The 15453-nt window shown below is 44.5% G+C and carries 19 protein-coding genes; 9 read left to right on the forward strand and 10 right to left on the reverse strand.

What is annotated here, in order from left to right; translation table 11 throughout:
* Positions 1-11 precede the first annotated feature (11 nt).
* The 3 genes from hisA to hisIE are packed head-to-tail and all read left to right on the forward strand — an operon-like array spanning position 12 to position 2136.
* Positions 12-749, forward strand: a complete 738-nt coding sequence (gene hisA, locus ATB78_RS05835; RefSeq protein ID WP_005390889.1) for a 1-(5-phosphoribosyl)-5-[(5-phosphoribosylamino)methylideneamino]imidazole-4-carboxamide isomerase — start codon at positions 12-14, stop codon at positions 747-749.
* Positions 731-1504: an imidazole glycerol phosphate synthase subunit HisF gene (gene hisF, locus ATB78_RS05840; RefSeq protein WP_004749837.1), complete on the forward strand. Its 774-nt coding sequence runs from the start codon at positions 731-733 to the stop codon at positions 1502-1504. Before hisA ends, hisF begins: the two co-directional genes overlap by 19 nt.
* Entirely contained in the window at positions 1501-2136 is a 636-nt protein-coding gene (gene hisIE, locus ATB78_RS05845) for a bifunctional phosphoribosyl-AMP cyclohydrolase/phosphoribosyl-ATP diphosphatase HisIE (protein ID WP_020196969.1), read from the forward strand. The genes hisF and hisIE overlap by 4 nt, the downstream gene beginning before the upstream one ends.
* 279 nt (positions 2137-2415) lie before the next feature.
* On the opposite strand, the gene ATB78_RS05850 is transcribed toward hisIE, so the two are convergent.
* The 4 genes from ATB78_RS05850 to ATB78_RS05865 all read right to left on the reverse strand — a co-directional run bounded on the left by ATB78_RS05850 (position 2416) and on the right by ATB78_RS05865 (position 5625).
* Positions 2416-2931 (reverse strand): YchJ family protein, encoded by a 516-nt coding sequence (locus ATB78_RS05850; protein ID WP_061008079.1) that lies wholly within the window; start codon positions 2929-2931, stop codon positions 2416-2418.
* 87 nt (positions 2932-3018) lie between these two features.
* Entirely contained in the window at positions 3019-4233 is a 1215-nt protein-coding gene (locus ATB78_RS05855) for an EAL domain-containing protein (RefSeq protein WP_061008080.1), read from the reverse strand.
* Positions 4234-4332: 99 nt separating this feature from the next.
* Entirely contained in the window at positions 4333-5070 is a 738-nt protein-coding gene (lpxH, locus tag ATB78_RS05860; RefSeq protein ID WP_045478685.1) for a UDP-2,3-diacylglucosamine diphosphatase, read from the reverse strand.
* Between the two features lie 60 nt (positions 5071-5130).
* Positions 5131-5625: a peptidylprolyl isomerase gene (locus ATB78_RS05865; protein WP_005437228.1), complete on the reverse strand. Its 495-nt coding sequence runs from the start codon at positions 5623-5625 to the stop codon at positions 5131-5133.
* 204 nt (positions 5626-5829) lie between these two features.
* Between ATB78_RS05865 and cysS the strand changes: the two genes are divergently transcribed.
* On the forward strand, positions 5830-7212 hold the full coding sequence (gene cysS, locus ATB78_RS05870) for a cysteine--tRNA ligase (protein WP_061008081.1): 1383 nt from the start codon (positions 5830-5832) through the stop codon (positions 7210-7212).
* A gap of 84 nt (positions 7213-7296) precedes the next feature.
* Entirely contained in the window at positions 7297-7875 is a 579-nt protein-coding gene (locus ATB78_RS05875) for a thymidine kinase (RefSeq protein ID WP_005450744.1), read from the forward strand.
* Between the two features lie 75 nt (positions 7876-7950).
* On the opposite strand, the gene ATB78_RS05880 is transcribed toward ATB78_RS05875, so the two are convergent.
* From ATB78_RS05880 to ATB78_RS05890, 3 genes are read right to left on the reverse strand one after another with little or no spacing between them, the layout of a single operon-like run.
* Positions 7951-8589 carry a YdcF family protein gene (locus tag ATB78_RS05880; RefSeq protein WP_061008082.1) on the reverse strand — a complete coding sequence of 213 codons (639 nt, stop codon included), beginning with the start codon at positions 8587-8589 and terminating at the stop codon, positions 7951-7953.
* Positions 8586-9413, reverse strand: a complete 828-nt coding sequence (locus ATB78_RS05885) for an NAD(P)H-binding protein (RefSeq protein WP_061008083.1) — start codon at positions 9411-9413, stop codon at positions 8586-8588. Before ATB78_RS05885 ends, ATB78_RS05880 begins: the two co-directional genes overlap by 4 nt.
* A 28-nt stretch (positions 9414-9441) precedes the next feature.
* Positions 9442-10314 (reverse strand): LysR family transcriptional regulator, encoded by an 873-nt coding sequence (locus ATB78_RS05890; protein ID WP_005437248.1) that lies wholly within the window; start codon positions 10312-10314, stop codon positions 9442-9444.
* An 89-nt stretch (positions 10315-10403) separates the two neighbouring features.
* Here ATB78_RS05890 and ATB78_RS05895 point away from each other — a divergent pair, with 89 nt between their 5' ends.
* Positions 10404-10826 (forward strand): PACE efflux transporter, encoded by a 423-nt coding sequence (locus tag ATB78_RS05895; protein WP_009705768.1) that lies wholly within the window; start codon positions 10404-10406, stop codon positions 10824-10826.
* Between the two features lie 86 nt (positions 10827-10912).
* Here the strand turns inward: ATB78_RS05895 and ATB78_RS05900 are convergent, their stop codons facing one another.
* Positions 10913-11149: a TIGR02647 family protein gene (locus tag ATB78_RS05900; RefSeq protein ID WP_005437251.1), complete on the reverse strand. Its 237-nt coding sequence runs from the start codon at positions 11147-11149 to the stop codon at positions 10913-10915.
* A 299-nt stretch (positions 11150-11448) separates the two neighbouring features.
* On the opposite strand from ATB78_RS05900, the gene focA reads away from it, so the two are divergent.
* On the forward strand, positions 11449-12309 hold the full coding sequence (focA, locus tag ATB78_RS05905) for a formate transporter FocA (protein ID WP_039984459.1): 861 nt from the start codon (positions 11449-11451) through the stop codon (positions 12307-12309).
* Positions 12310-12367: 58 nt separating this feature from the next.
* Here the strand turns inward: focA and ATB78_RS29820 are convergent, their stop codons facing one another.
* A complete protein-coding gene (locus ATB78_RS29820) occupies positions 12368-12505 on the reverse strand; it encodes a hypothetical protein (protein WP_165935428.1) in 138 nt (45 codons plus the stop codon).
* A 248-nt stretch (positions 12506-12753) separates the two neighbouring features.
* Positions 12754-13554, reverse strand: coding sequence for an ABC transporter permease (locus ATB78_RS05910; protein ID WP_041055232.1), 801 nt, complete (start codon positions 13552-13554; stop codon positions 12754-12756).
* A gap of 463 nt (positions 13555-14017) precedes the next feature.
* Between ATB78_RS05910 and torE the strand changes: the two genes are divergently transcribed.
* Positions 14018-14197: a trimethylamine N-oxide reductase system protein TorE gene (torE, locus tag ATB78_RS05915; protein WP_005450728.1), complete on the forward strand. Its 180-nt coding sequence runs from the start codon at positions 14018-14020 to the stop codon at positions 14195-14197.
* A gap of 50 nt (positions 14198-14247) precedes the next feature.
* Positions 14248-15432 (forward strand): pentaheme c-type cytochrome TorC, encoded by a 1185-nt coding sequence (torC, locus tag ATB78_RS05920; protein ID WP_038894748.1) that lies wholly within the window; start codon positions 14248-14250, stop codon positions 15430-15432.
* The last annotated feature ends 21 nt before the right edge of the window (positions 15433-15453 follow it).

Raw genomic sequence — 15453 nt, forward strand, 5'->3', positions numbered from 1 at the left:
AGGGATTTAGTGTGATTATTCCAGCTCTTGATTTAATTGAAGGACAGGTGGTTCGCCTTTATCAAGGTGATTACGGCCAAGTAACCGAGTACAAAGTCGACCCAGCAGAGCAGTTCAACTTGTACCACCAAGCGGGTGCTAACTGGCTGCACTTGGTGGATTTAACTGGCGCAAAAGACACGACAGCACGCCAGCTTGATTTGATTGCAAAGCTACTAGCAAGCACGCCAGCGAACATCCAAATCGGTGGCGGTGTACGTACAGAGCAAGACGTGATTGACCTGCTAGAAGCTGGTGCTCAGCGTGTTGTTGTTGGTTCTACAGCAGTAAAACAGCCAGAGCTTGTGAAAGGTTGGATGGAAAAATACGGCGCAGAGAAAATCGTTCTCGCGCTAGACATCAACATCGATCAAGACGGCACGCGTAAAGTGGCGATCTCTGGTTGGCAAGAAGATTCAGGCGTGACTATCGAAGCTCTGATCAACGATTACCTAACGGTAGGTCTACAACACGTGCTTTGCACGGACATTTCTCGTGACGGTACGCTAGAAGGCTCAAACGTAGAGCTTTACGTTGACCTATGCAAACAGTACCCACAAGTGCAGTTTCAATCTTCAGGTGGCATTGGCTCATTAGCAGATATCGAAGCGCTAAAAGGCAGCGGTGTGGCTGGCGTGATTGTTGGTCGTGCGCTGTTAGATGGTAAATTCACAGCAGAGGAGGCGTTTGCATGCTGGCAAAGCGAATAATTCCATGTCTTGATGTTCGTGATGGACAAGTGGTGAAGGGCGTTCAGTTCCGTAACCACGAAATCATTGGCGACATCGTTCCTCTGGCACAGCGTTATGCAGAAGAAGGCGCTGACGAGCTTGTGTTCTACGATATTACCGCTTCAAGTGATGGTCGTGTCGTCGATAAAAGTTGGGTCGCTCGCGTTGCTGAAGTGATTGATATTCCTTTCTGTGTGGCTGGTGGCATTAAATCAGCGGAAGATGCAGCGCGCATTCTTGAGTTTGGTGCAGACAAAGTGTCTATCAACTCACCTGCATTGGCGAACCCGCAACTGATTACGGACCTTGCTGATAAGTTTGGTGTGCAATGTATCGTCGTTGGTATCGATTCATACTACGACAAAGAGACCGGCAAGTATCAGGTTTACCAGTTTACTGGCGATGAAGAACGCACCAAAGCAACTCAATGGGAAACGCGTGATTGGGTGCAAGAAGTACAAAAACGCGGCGCTGGTGAAATCGTACTGAACATGATGAACCAAGATGGCGTGCGTAATGGCTACGATATTGAACAACTTAATATGGTGCGTGAAGTGTGTAACGTGCCATTGATTGCATCGGGTGGTGCAGGTGCCATGGAGCACTTCGCAGAAGCCTACCAAAAAGCAAATGTGGATGGCGCGCTTGCCGCATCGGTATTCCACAAGCAAGTCATCAATATTGGTGAACTAAAGCAGTATTTGAAACAACAAGGCATTGAGGTACGACTATGAGTGTGAAAGCCGCCGAAGTAAGTTCGCTAGCTGAGCGAATCAACTGGGAAAAGGTGGATGGTCTGGTACCTGCCATCGTACAAGATTTCCAATCAAGCCAAGTGCTGATGATGGGTTACATGAACCAAGATGCGTTGGCAAAAACGGGCGAAACAGGTCAAGTGACGTTCTTCTCTCGTACCAAGCAACGTCTTTGGACGAAAGGTGAGACCTCTGGCAACGTATTGCAATTGGTGAACATGCAGCTCGATTGTGACAACGATACGCTACTGGTGAAGGTGAATCCCATTGGCCCTACGTGTCACTTGGGTAACACAACTTGCTGGGATGTGGACCCTCAAGAGGAGTCACAAATGGTGTGGCTTCATCAACTTGAGCAGCTATTGGCTGCCCGCAAGAGTGCCGACCCAGATTCCTCTTATACTGCCAGTCTTTATGCCCGTGGCACCAAGCGTATTTCGCAAAAAGTGGGCGAAGAAGGCGTTGAAGTCGCGCTTGCGGCGACGTCGGGCGATAAGGCGGAGCTAGTGTGTGAATCAGCAGACTTGGTTTACCACTTGCTGGTATTGCTTCAAGATCAAGGCTTATCGATGAATGACGTAGTGAATAAACTGAAAGAGCGTCATAAATAAGCCTGCTATAGATAAATGAAAGCCCCTATGCTCTCGAGCCTAGGGGCTTTTTTACTTTAGTGTTCTTGATTCGGAGGAAAACCCGGCAGCAGTGCTGGTGGCGATTAGATTCTGAATCACGCTCGTCCCTTGCTGCTCAGAATGACGGTATATTTTCTAATAGTGCTTGCAGTAGAGTTATTTACGTCAAACAGGTACATTTATTCACGTCATTCCGATGAGCCTAAGAGAGGCCAAGAATCCAATTAAATCCAGCGTATTAAGCTAGGTACGGATGCTTTACCCACAACACTTCTTAAATTTCTTACCGCTTCCACAGATACACGGGTCGTTGCGACCTACTTTTAGGCTACTCACTGGCTGGTTCAAACGCGGATCTTGTACTGGTTCATCTTCTGGCTCTTTTTCAGGAAACGTGCCGTCAATGTAGTACCAAAGCCCACCTTCTTTCACGAAACGAGAACGCTCGGTCATGCAGTAGCGTTTGCCGTCTTCGTCAAAGTAAGCGTTGAATTCAACAAAACCTTCATTCTCGTTACAACCCGCTTCAGCTTTCACTACCTCAAGCTTGCACCAATCGCTGTCGATAGATTGGGCAATGCCTTCACGTTGCTCTTCTGCATTACAGCTTGGGTGGTATGTGTTCACCACGTAATCCACTAGACCTAACACATGCGCGCTGTAACGAGAGCGCATTAGCTGCTCCGGAGTGGTGACGTCAGCGTGGTTATTGTGGGCAAGTTCACAACACTGTTGGTAGGTGCGGTTAGAGCCGCAAGGACAAGAAGAAGCCATAAAATGAAATCTCGATTAATTAAGCGGTAAAAACAAACAACCCCACATAAGTGAGGTCGCAGGTATTCTTTGGGGCATTATAGCCGTTTAGGGCGTTTGAGACAGCAGTTCTTGAGCCCAAGCCGTGGATTGGCTAAACGCTTTGGCTAATTGTGGCTCAGTGAGTTTTAGGGCGGTACAGTATTTCTCTGTCATTTCCCAATCCGCTTTCTCGTAAGCGATGATCATAGATAGAAGGTAACCCAAAACGCCCTTGTGTCCGGTTAAGGCATGTTTGATTTCTTCATCGACTGGAATATCACTGATCACATCTTCAAGAGGTTGATCGAGGAGAGGGCCCAACAGTGAAAACATTCCAGTAAGAAACGCCTGACCAGGATCGTACTTGGTGTGCATTTGACTCAACAGAATCTCACACATCCGTGCACGTTGAATCGCTAATGAATAGAGAGAGTCAGGCTTGTCTTCATGCACCGAAGCGATCGCGACAAGTGAAATGAAACGTCTTAAGCGGTCTTCACCAAGGTACACTAATGCTTGTCGGAACGATTTGATCTTCGTTGTGAGCGTGTAACCCGAGTTTACATACGTCAGTAGCTTGTACGATAGAGTGACATCAATAGAGAACAAACGCTCGACCTCATTAAAGTCGATAGGTTTATCTGCGATCTCTTTACATAGCTGAATCACTGTTAGAAACGCGGGATTAAGGCGCTTCTTCTGAATCATTTCAGGTTTACTGAAAAAGTATCCTTGAAAGAAGTCAAAACCAGCGTCCATCGCTTGTTCAAATTCTTCATAGGTTTCGACCTTCTCAGCTAAGAAATCGATGCCAAAATGCCCTAACGACTGAATGTAAATGGCCGCTTTTTCGATCGGGATTAAGCGAATGTCGAATTTGATTATCGCGACGTAAGGTAAAAATCGCTTCCAAGCTTTGGTTGGAACAAAGTCATCTAATGCAACACGATACCCGGATGCATGCAGTTGTTTTATCGCATGAAGCAGTTCATCAGTCGGCTCACAATCTTCTAATACCTCAACAACTAATGATTCGTTAGGGAACAGGGTAGGAACGAGGTTAACCAAGCTTTGGTAAGGAAAATTAACAAAGCCGAGCTTGTCGCCCAGAGTACTGTAGTGTGTGGTAAGGAAATGATCAGATAGAAGTCGACTAGTAGCCAGCTCGGGTTCTACTTCTGGGAAGGTATTTTTCGGACCGTCACGGAAGAGAAGCTCATACCCTATGGTACGCTTTTCTCTGTCCAATATCGGCTGGCGAGCTACGTATGAATACTTCAATGCGGTACTTTGTTCTGTTTAACTGAGTAATACGATAATAGCGATTTTTTTCAAAATTTCTATGCTTTGCGCGTCAATCTTCAACACGCTCGACATGCTTTACTTCAATTCTGTGTCAAACGGTCGTGTTTGCAAGTCAAAATGGTCAGAATTTACTTTTAAAACTGAGCCTTGGGTATACCAATCGCCTAAAACAATACGAGTGTTTTTAGCACCATTTAGCTCAAAAATATGTGTATTTGGTCGATGCGTGTGACCATGAATCATCAGGTTGACGCAATTTTGAGACAATACTCGTTCAACTTCGCCTTGGTTGACGTCCATGATGTCGAGAGACTTGTTTTTTTTGTCGTCTCGAATGTCAGATTGAACTTTAGCGACAATTCTTTTTTTAACGAACCATGGAATGCGATTGAACAACCATTGTAGCCATGGCTTGTGAACGGTTTTTCTAAACTCTTGGTATTTCACATCGTCAATGCAAAGCGTATCGCCATGTAGGATTACGGCTTTTTGACCATAAAGATCAATCGTGCAGACATCATCGAGTAATGTCATACCGGTTTCTTTGCAAAAGCGTTTCCCGAGTAAAAAATCTCGATTGCCTTGGATGAAAAAAGTTGGCACACCGGTATCCGTCAGTGCTTTAAATTCTGCGCGGATTTGGTCTGCAAAAGGGGTGTTGTCATCGTCACCAATCCAGAACTCGAACAAATCACCAAGCACGTACAGTGCGTCGGCATGGATCGCTTCATTACGCATGAACGTCACGAAACATTCCGTAATGTCTGGACGAGAAGGGGTCAGGTGGAGATCAGATATAAATAATGTCGTCATAGAAATAAGGGGAGGCTAAGCCTCCCCACAAACTTATCTCTTAATAGCAATTTCAAAGAATTACTCTTCGATTGTAGTACCAGTGATCATTACGTCTTCTAGAGGTACGTCTTGGTGCATGCCGTAAGAACCAGTGCTAACACCTTTGATCTTGTTCACGATGTCCATGCCTTCGATTACTTCACCGAATACACAGTAACCCCAACCGTCTAGGCTTTCGCTACGGAAATCTAGGAATGTGTTGTTGTTTACGTTGATGAAGAACTGAGAGCTTGCTGAATGCGGCTCCATAGTACGTGCCATAGCAAGTGTACCCACTTTGTTGCTAAGGCCGTTGTTTGCTTCGTTCTTGATAGGGGCACGTGTAGCTTTTTCACGTAGACCAGACTCCATACCACCACCTTGGATCATGAAGCCGTCAATAACACGGTGGAAAAGCGTGTTGTCGTAGAAACCGTCGCGGCAGTATTGAAGGAAGTTTGCGCTAGTTTCTGGCGCTTTCTCTTCGTTTAGTTGAATCTTGATGTCACCAAAATTAGTGTGAAGGGTGATCATGCTATTTTCCTTTACTGTGTTGTATTCAAAGAGGGATTCTAGCCTAAGTTAATACGCATGGAAAACTCAGGACAATGAAAATATACGCTTTGTGCTTGAAGTTTAGCCGATTATCGTTTTATCCGTTAATTGCTATTACCTAATAAGGTCGGAGTTGTTATACTCCTTCTTCTCGTAATTCATTCACAAGCATAGATAGAGATCATGTTAAAGATATATAACACACTCACAAGACAGAAAGAGGAATTCAAACCAATTACAGCCGGCAAAGTTGGCATGTATGTCTGTGGAGTTACCATCTACGATCTCTGTCACATCGGTCACGGTCGTACATTTGTTTCTTTCGATGTAGTGTCTCGCTACCTTCGTTACCTTGGCTATGACCTAACATTTGTACGTAACATCACTGACATCGATGACAAAATCATCAAGCGTGCTGCAGAAAATGGTGAGTCTTGTGATTCACTGACTGAGCGTCTAATTGGTGAAATGCACGCTGACTTCGATGCCCTGAACATGAAACGTCCTGACGTTGAGCCTCGTGCGACACAGTTCATTGCTGAAATCATCGAATTGGTTGAAAAACTAATCGAGCGTGGTTTCGCTTACGTTGCAGACAATGGCGACGTAATGTTTGAAGTAGGTGAGTTCAACGAATACGGCAAGCTGTCTAAGCAAGACCTTGATCAGCTTCAAGCTGGTGCGCGTGTTGATATCGAAACGGCAAAACGTAGCCCGCTAGACTTCGTACTTTGGAAGATGTCTAAACCGGGTGAACCAACATGGGAATCACCATGGGGTCCAGGTCGTCCAGGTTGGCACATCGAATGTTCTGCAATGAACTCGTCAATCCTAGGCAACCACTTCGACATTCACGGCGGCGGTTCTGATCTTCAGTTCCCACACCACGAGAACGAAATCGCGCAATCATGCTGTGCACACGACACTCAATACGTGAACACATGGATGCACAGCGGCATGGTAATGGTAGACCGTGAGAAGATGTCAAAGTCTTTAGGTAACTTCTTCACTATCCGTGACGTTCTAGGTCACTACGATGCTGAAACCGTTCGTTACTTCCTAATGTCTGGTCATTACCGTAGCCAGCTAAACTACAGCGAAGATAACCTGAACCAAGCACGCGCGTCTCTTGAGCGTCTATACACGTCTCTACGTGGTCTGGATCTAAATGCTGCGCCAGCAGGTGGTGAAGAATACGTAACTCGCTTTACAGCAGCGATGAACGATGACTTCAATACACCAGAAGCTTACTCAGTACTTTTTGACATGGCGCGTGAAGTAAACCGTCTGAAGACAGAAAACCTAGAGAAAGCGAGTGAGCTAGGTGCGCTAATGCGTGAACTGGCTGACGTGATCGGTATTCTTCACCAAGATCCAGAAGCTTTCCTAAAAGGCGATGCAGGCGACGACGATGAAGTGGCTGAAATCGAAGCACTAATTAAGCTACGTAACGATTCTCGTGCAGCAAAAGATTGGGCTAACGCAGATATGGCTCGTGACAAGCTGACGGAAATGGGCATTGTTCTGGAAGATGGTCCAGAAGGCACAACGTGGCGTCGTAAGTAATCGAATCTTTTTAAAGGGCTGATGATTCAGCCCTTTTCTTTACAAGCTTTTATAAATTCTAAACTTTAACGAAGGTAGTGCTCTGTGGCTCAGATGTATTTCTATTACTCGGCAATGAATGCGGGTAAATCGACAACTCTTCTTCAATCTTCATTTAACTACCAAGAACGTGGTATGACGCCTGTGATTTTCACAGCAGCGTTAGATGATCGCTACGGCGTAGGTAAAGTGAGCTCTCGTATTGGTTTGCAATCAGACGCGCATTTGTTCCGTCCAGATACCAACCTTTACCAAGAGATTGCAGCACTGCATGAAGTTGAAAAACGTCACTGTATCCTAATTGATGAGTGTCAGTTCTTGTCGAAAGAACAGGTTTACCAACTAACAGAAGTGGTTGATAAGCTGCATATTCCTGTACTTTGCTATGGTCTTCGTACCGATTTTCTAGGCGAACTTTTTGAAGGCAGCAAGTACCTGCTATCTTGGGCAGACAAATTGGTTGAACTCAAAACGATTTGTCACTGTGGTCGCAAGGCAAACATGGTTATCCGTACTGATGAGCACGGTGTTGCAATCAAAGAAGGTGATCAAGTCGCGATTGGCGGTAACGACCGTTACGTATCGGTTTGTCGTCAGCACTACAAAGAAGCACTTGGTAAGTAAGCCAATCTAGATAAGAGAAAGCCACCGAATTCGGTGGCTTTTTTATTGTCTGATTGTTGGTCGCTGAACGAAGGATTAAGCGAGACCAAATTCGAACTTTTCTCTCAGTGCTTGGTAAGAAGATTCAACGTGAGCAGGGATTTTTTGTTCTGTTTGAAAGCCTTTTTCTGGGTAAGTCTTCACACGAGAAAAATCTTCCATCAATGCTTCCAGTACCATCATCAGGGGCATTTCTTCGTTGATGTATTCAAAGAAAGGATGCGCAGTAGAAGTCACTTGGAGTTGTGAATAAGGCGATTGCCACTGTTTTTCAAAGGTTGCAATGGCGCGTCGTTCCATAAATGGCTTTTGAACCAAGATGAGAGAATCACAGCTAATCCCTTTATCTTTCAACAACTGTTCGGTGAAGCGAACGTTCTCGCCGCTGTTGCTGGATTTTGTCTCTACTAAGATTGCTTCACTTGGCACGCCCGCTAGTTTTGCAATTTCTGCGAATGTTTCCGCTTCGCTTTTGTCAAACAAGCCATCTGTAAAACGCCCTTCGCCACCAGAAAACACAATGAGTGGCGCAAGTTTTTGTTTGTAGAGTTTGGCCGCGTATTCGGCAACACGTAAGTCATTGCTGCACATAACAAATAAGCAGTTGGCAGGTTTTAGCTCCTGCTTGAGTTGCATGTAATCCCACAGGGTTTCAATGTGTTGATATAGCTTCATAGTGCGTCCAGCGTTGAGTTGAATTGGAACTGATAGCCAAGTGCGACAAGTTTGTCTGCTAGGATTCGTTTATCTGCGGTTTCTGTGACTGGCGGAAGTGCTATATCTAAATCGCTTTGGGTAATCGCCGCTTGGTAAAATTCGGCTTTGCTTACGGTATTTGGTGTTGTGGCGTTTACCACTTCGTTATCAATTTGATTAAGCGCGAAAGCTGTCGCGGCTACCGCATCGTTTTGATGCACCATGTTTGCAGGGGCCTTACGGCTCACTTGTTTTAATCGCATTGCAAAGCGAGAAGGGTGGCGGTCAGAGCCAATCAAACCACTACAACGAACGATGGCATAGTCGATTCCGGAATCAATCACGTATTGCTCGGCTTGTAGCATGATGCGGGCGTTGTCTGAGAAGTGTTCGCTCGTTTGGGCCAAGGCGAGTGTGGCGTCTTCTTCTTTCATATCGACAGCAAGGTTTGGATATACCGTGGTGGAGCTCACCATGAGCAGTTTGTTTACACTGCTTTGTTTGGCTGCTGAGACTAAGCGTTGCCACTGCTGTGCGTACTCTTGCCCGTTGCCTTTACGAAATCCTGGTGGGAAAGCGCCAACCATGCGTTCAATCTGATGTTGTTCGATAAGCTCAATAAGCTGTTGCTGTGAGTGTGGTTCGTTGAGATCGAGTAGAGCAGGTTGAACGGAAGTGAGCGGGAACTCATCTAGCCTGGTTTGGCTTCGACGTGTCACCGTAACTTGATGTCCTTGGTCAATCAAAGTTTGTGCAAGTGGGGTGCCTAACCAGCCTGCACCTACGATCAATGTATTTGCCATCTGTGTGTTCCTACTGTTAGCCCTGAGATCACTCAAACAGGGTTTGTAATTCTAATCTGGCTTGTTGGTGTAGGGGATCGGAATGCCATTTCTGATGTTGTATCAAGTCAATGTTGACCTGCCAAGCCAGCTTTGTGAATTCTTCGCCAATTTTGATCAACGTATTCGGTGCGTAAGACACCAAATGCTCAGGAAGAAAGCACCAACCAAATCCCTTGTTCGCCAGTTCTAATAATATGTAGTAATCATCAGCGTACCAGATATCCGGGCTAAACGCCTGATTAAGACCGCTTACATCTTCACTCTTTGAGCGGATAACGAGTTGACGATGTTGCTTGAGTTCATCGATGTTGCGGATCTTTTGCTGTGCGAGTGGATGTTCTGAAGAGACAAATACATCAAAGCCGATATGACCTAGGTTAGATAGGTCGACGTTTTTAGGCATCTGTAAGTCACTTAATATAATGCCTGTGGTAGCACGCTCTGATTTCACCAACTCGATGATATCTGGACTTGAAGCCGTGAGACATTCCACTTGAAGATTAGGAAACTTTTGTTCCAAATGTTTTAAAGCAATGGGGAGGCGGGTTAATGGAATCCCCTCATCAACCGCAAGAACGAGCTTACTCGCTGGTGCAGAAAAGAGTTGAGATGCTTTGTTATTCAGTCGATCCAGTTGGCTTAAGGTGGCGAGGGCATAGGGCATCAACTGATGGCCTTTCTCGGTCAGTTTAGGATAGCGGCCTGTACGGTCAAACAAATCAACGCCACAATCAAGTTCCATATTCATGATGTGTTGGCTGATCACCGATTGAGCTCGCCCAAGCTTACGCGCTGCTGCGGAGAAAGATCCGGCTTCTGAAGTGGTGACGAACGCTTGAAGTTGTTCAATAGTAAACATATCGCTTTTACCGATGGTATCTAACTTTTACTTATCTAAATGATAGATAAAATGCCAGTCATTGAGTAGAACTATTTAGGTAAAACATCATGACTCGTAACGAACGTATCTTTCACGCTGTACTATTTGAAATGATTGCATTGGCGATCATCATTCCTGCGGCTTCTTTGATAACAGGGAAGGGATCGAGTGACTTGGCAGTGGTAGGTATTGGCTTGAGTCTTTACACCGTAGTTTGGAACTACATTTATAACCTGTACTTTGATAAATGGTTTGGCTCGAACCGAGAGGACCGTAGCTTAGCAATGAGAATTGGTCACACACTTGGCTTTGAGGGCGGATTGATTTTCCTATCGATTCCGGTCATTGCGTGGTTCTTGCAAATAACTTTATTACAAGCGCTTGCATTGGAAGCTGGTTTTCTAATTTTCTTCTTATTTTATGCAACGGGCTTTAACTGGGCTTACGATAAAATTCAGCCTTTTGGAAAAATGAGAAAATTAATCGCTTAATATAGTGAGTCTAGATAAATATAATTATCAAAAAAGCCACCAAGTATGGTGGCTTTTAATTTTAGAACTTGCTTATTTATATGAGCTTATTCTGCAGTTAGTACGCGAAGAATTTTATCGGCGTGTTCTGCAACTTCGATGCCTTCATCAGTTAGGTAACCGCCGTCCGGCTGTGTGCAAAGTTGTTTCTCATACAGACGAGCAACCGCTGCCTGCATTTCTTCTGAAGCTTCTTTGTGGACTTTGATGCCCGTTGCTGCGCTGCTTAAATCGAATTGAAGAAGTAGGTTCAGTTCGGCAATGTGGTCAGCTGAATATTTCATAGATATTTCCTTCGTACTTTTTTATCCAAGCTAGTCTGAAAACTAAGGTTGAGCAATAGAAAACACTTAGAAATGTTAAGTGCCGCGCTATAGGCCTGATATAACGCGGTTTTTTTATTCTAAGGTAAACATTTGACCCAAATATTAATAATGGTTAAGACAAGAACTCATAGTTGAATTTTATCGATTACTCTCTCAGCAACAACAAATTTAGTAAACATGAAAAATAGCCCTTGAAAAAGTCTGGAAATGGAGCGATTATCCGCGCCTCGTTAATTGTTTCTAAATGTTACACTTCCATGAACTTCAATCAGTTTGACTCACTATTACCACCTCAGGCTGCTGAACGTGCCGCCGAAGTAGGTGTTGGCAAAGCAACTAAAGCTCCGATGAAATCTTTCCTGCTGGCTATTTCTGCAGGTCTTCACATTGGTATCGCTTTTATTTTTTATACAACCGTAACCACAGGTGCCGGTGATCTCCCTTGGGGCATAACTCGCCTTATTGGTGGTTTGGCATTCAGCCTTGGCTTGATCTTGGTGGTGGTAACCGGCGGTGAGCTATTTACTAGCTCGGTTCTTACGCTGGTGGCTCGTGCAAGCGGCAAGATTTCATGGAAAGCCTTAGTGAAAAACTGGGTGGTCGTGTACTTCGGTAACATGGTCGGCGCAGTTTTACTGGTTGTGTGTATGCTGATCACTAAGCAATACATGTTCGACGGTGGTCAAGTCGGTTTGAACGCGATGGCAATTTCGCAACACAAACTGCATCACGGTTTCTTCCAAGCAGTCGCGCTGGGCATCATGTGTAACGTTTTGGTCTGTATCGCAGTTTGGATGACGTTCAGTGGGCGCACACTAACGGATAAAATCGCAGTAATGATCTTGCCTGTTGCTATGTTCGTTTCTGCTGGCTTTGAGCACTGTATTGCGAACATGTTCCAAGTACCAATGGCGATCGGTATTAAGTACTTTGCTCCAGAGTCGTTCTGGCAAATGACAGGTGCAAACATCGCAGACTATGCGGATCTGAACATGATGGGCTTCTTGGTGAACAACCTTATCCCTGTAACGATTGGTAATATCATCGGTGGTGGTGTCTTCGTTGGCATGTGGTACTGGATGATTTACCTACGTGATGAAGACAAGCATCTTAAGTAATTTTTAAGAAAGGCAAGCCCAGTGGCTTGCCTTTTTTTGATCTTTCCAAACTTAGTGTTTAAACCAACTCTTCATTGACGCCATATTCGTTTGGCGTCCAGTGAGACGTCATCTCTGAGGGTTCTTGCACTAGCCAATCCACTGGCGTTTCTAATAATAAGTCTTCGACCTTTTCTCGTGTGATTAACATATCCATGTGAGCTCTCCCGTTGTCGGTTAACCGCACTTTAGAGGAGTAAAGTGACGGTTCAATGACCAATCAATGACCATTAAATTTCTCAGAAGAGGGTCGACCGAAATGACGCTTATGTTTCTGGTTGCTTATGGGTTTTAGGGGTTTATCCACATTTTCTGTGGATAACCTGTCGCAAAGATCGTGAGTATCTATTGTGATCCAGAAAAATTCATAAAATGAGATGCTTATATGACTATTTAGTGAGCACGTTAGGCTTTCTCTTTGTTGATAAACTTCACTTTTATGCGTCCTTCTTTAGTTTGTACACAGGTAAGCGTCATCTCTAAGGTAATCGCTACCGACACACTTAGCATGACAAAAATCGCCAACATGATGACCAGTTGATACTTGATTGCCACCATAGGACTCGCTCCTCCGAGAATTTGACCTGTCATCATCCCAGGTAGGGTTACTAACCCTGTAGTCGCCATCGAAGCAAGGATTGGAGCAAGAGATTTACGAAGCGCTTCTTGAAGGAAAGGGAAGGAAGCGTACTTAGGTGCCGCCCCAAGAGAAATGGCTGCTTCATATTCAGATTTTCTCTGTTCGAAAGCGGTGAATAAGTTCTGTAGTGCGACGATGTTACTACTCAAGCTGTTGCCAAGTAGCATTCCCGCTAGAGGGATCATGTATTGTGCGTTATAGAAAGGCTCAGGCTTTACAAGGCCCAATGCGATGGCGGCAAGAAGTGGAAGTAAACTGCATGACAATCCGGTGATAAGGGGCATCATTAGGGGCTTTTTAGGGAGGTTTGCTTTACCCACAATTGAGCTCGCGCCAACCACTACCATAATCGCTAACCACGCTAAGTTCACCATCAAGCTATTCAGTTCAAATAGATACTCAAGGTACACACCAACCAAAATTAATTGCACGGTCATACGGGCAACACTGATGGCAGTGTCTTTGGCTATGCCTAATTTGTATCGAGCATTAATGGTAAGGGGAACGATAAGAATCAAACTAAAAAGTGCGAGTTCAAACCAATTTATATCGACAACCTGATTCATAAACCTTCTCCCAAAATTACCCGTCTGATTTTAACGGAGCTCATTTGGTTTATGAATTGCAGAACTCTGTTTTTTTGCAATCTTATGTCCAGAAAAAAGCAGACATTTGGTGAGGTTTTATTAACATTTGGATCACAACTTCTTGTCTTTAGTCGAAAAAATAGCGATTTAGTAGCACGGAAAAATCCATAAAAATGTAAACAAAGTTAATCTTATGTTGTATTCTTAACATGTATGCAAAAGACTTATTTCTTCACATCCATTAATATTTCTTCACAAAGAATATCAATCAAACACATCTCTGGATGAGCTCAAAAAAGTGTTGGATAACAAGGGCTGGAGCGTCAGATTTGATTGAACCTTACTGTTAGTATGGTCTAACATTTTCCAATAGAGATTGTAAAAAACTTAAGCTTGGTAACGCGAGCTTTTCAATAACACTAGATACAAAATAGGCAAATGTATGAGTGATGTTAACAAAATTGAGAGTGGTGAAAAACGCTCACTGGAGTGGAAGTCTTTCCTCTTCATTGCAGTTGTTCTCTTCCCAATTCTGAGTGTGGCTTTCGTAGGTGGCTACGGATTTATCGTTTGGGCACTACAAGTGTTCTTCTTTGGTCCTCCAGGTGCTCACGGCATGTAAGCCAGTGAGCTCACAACCACACTTTAGAAAAGATTTTAAGAGAGCAAATAATGAAATCATTAATCATTAAACTGTGGCGTACGATGACGCGCCCGGCAGTTCATATCAGCCTTGGCGTGCTGACTATGGGCGGTTTCATCGCTGGTGTTATTTTCTGGGGTGGCTTTAACACAGCCCTAGAAGCGACCAACACAGAAGAATTCTGTATTAGCTGTCACACAATGCGTGACAACGTATACGTTGAACTACAAGACACTGTTCACTGGAAAAACCACTCTGGTGTTCGTGCTACTTGTCCTGACTGTCACGTTCCACATAACTGGACAGATAAGATCGCTCGTAAAATGCAAGCGTCTAAAGAAGTATTTGCACAAGTATTTGGCAACTACGACGAACCGGGTGTTTTCGAAGAGCGTCGTATCGAACTTGCTAAACACGAATGGGATCGTTTCTCTGCAAACAAATCCCTAGAGTGTAAAAACTGTCACAACTACGATTCAATGGACTTCGAGCAAATGTCTCCAACAGCTCGTATCCAAATGAAGCAAGCAGCTGAGAAAGATCAAAGCTGTGTTGACTGTCACAAAGGTATCGCACACAAACTACCAGCTGGCATGGACAGCATCGGTGGTATCGTTGGTGACCTAGAAGGTATGACGTCAAACACAGATTACGGTGTTGGTCAGCAACTAGTAAGTGTTCGTCACCTACCAATCTACTTCGACGATAAAGGTACTGAAGAAGCAGGTCTTCTAAACCCTGCGTCAACAGTTAAAGTTCTTGAAGATAAAGGCGACTACGTTGAAATCGAAATCGATGGTTGGCGTAAAGCGAAAGGCTTCGGTCGTGTAATCCAAGAAGACTTCGGTAAGAACATTGCAGTAGCATCGCTACTAAAAGAAGCAGCAACAGACGCTAAAGTAGTTACTGCTGGTGAGAAGAAAGTTGATGAGCTAACTGGTCTTCCTTGGGAGAAAGTAGCTGCGAAAGTATGGATCAAGAAAGAATCTATGCTAAACGACATCAACCCTGTATGGGAAAAATCTGCAGAAGCTTACAAAACTAACTGTTCTGTATGTCACACACAACCAGCTGAAGCGCACTTCGATGCGAACACATGGCCAGGTATGTTCGACGGTATGCTAGCGTTCGTTAACCTAGATACAGACAGTGAAGCACTGATCTTGAAGTACCTACAGAAGCACTCTTCAGATTATGCTGAAGGTCACCACTAATAAGCGTCGGATTGGAGTAAA

The sequence above is a fragment of the Vibrio sp. CUB2 genome, assembly GCF_001557945.1.
GTDB lineage: Bacteria > Pseudomonadota > Gammaproteobacteria > Enterobacterales > Vibrionaceae > Vibrio > Vibrio owensii.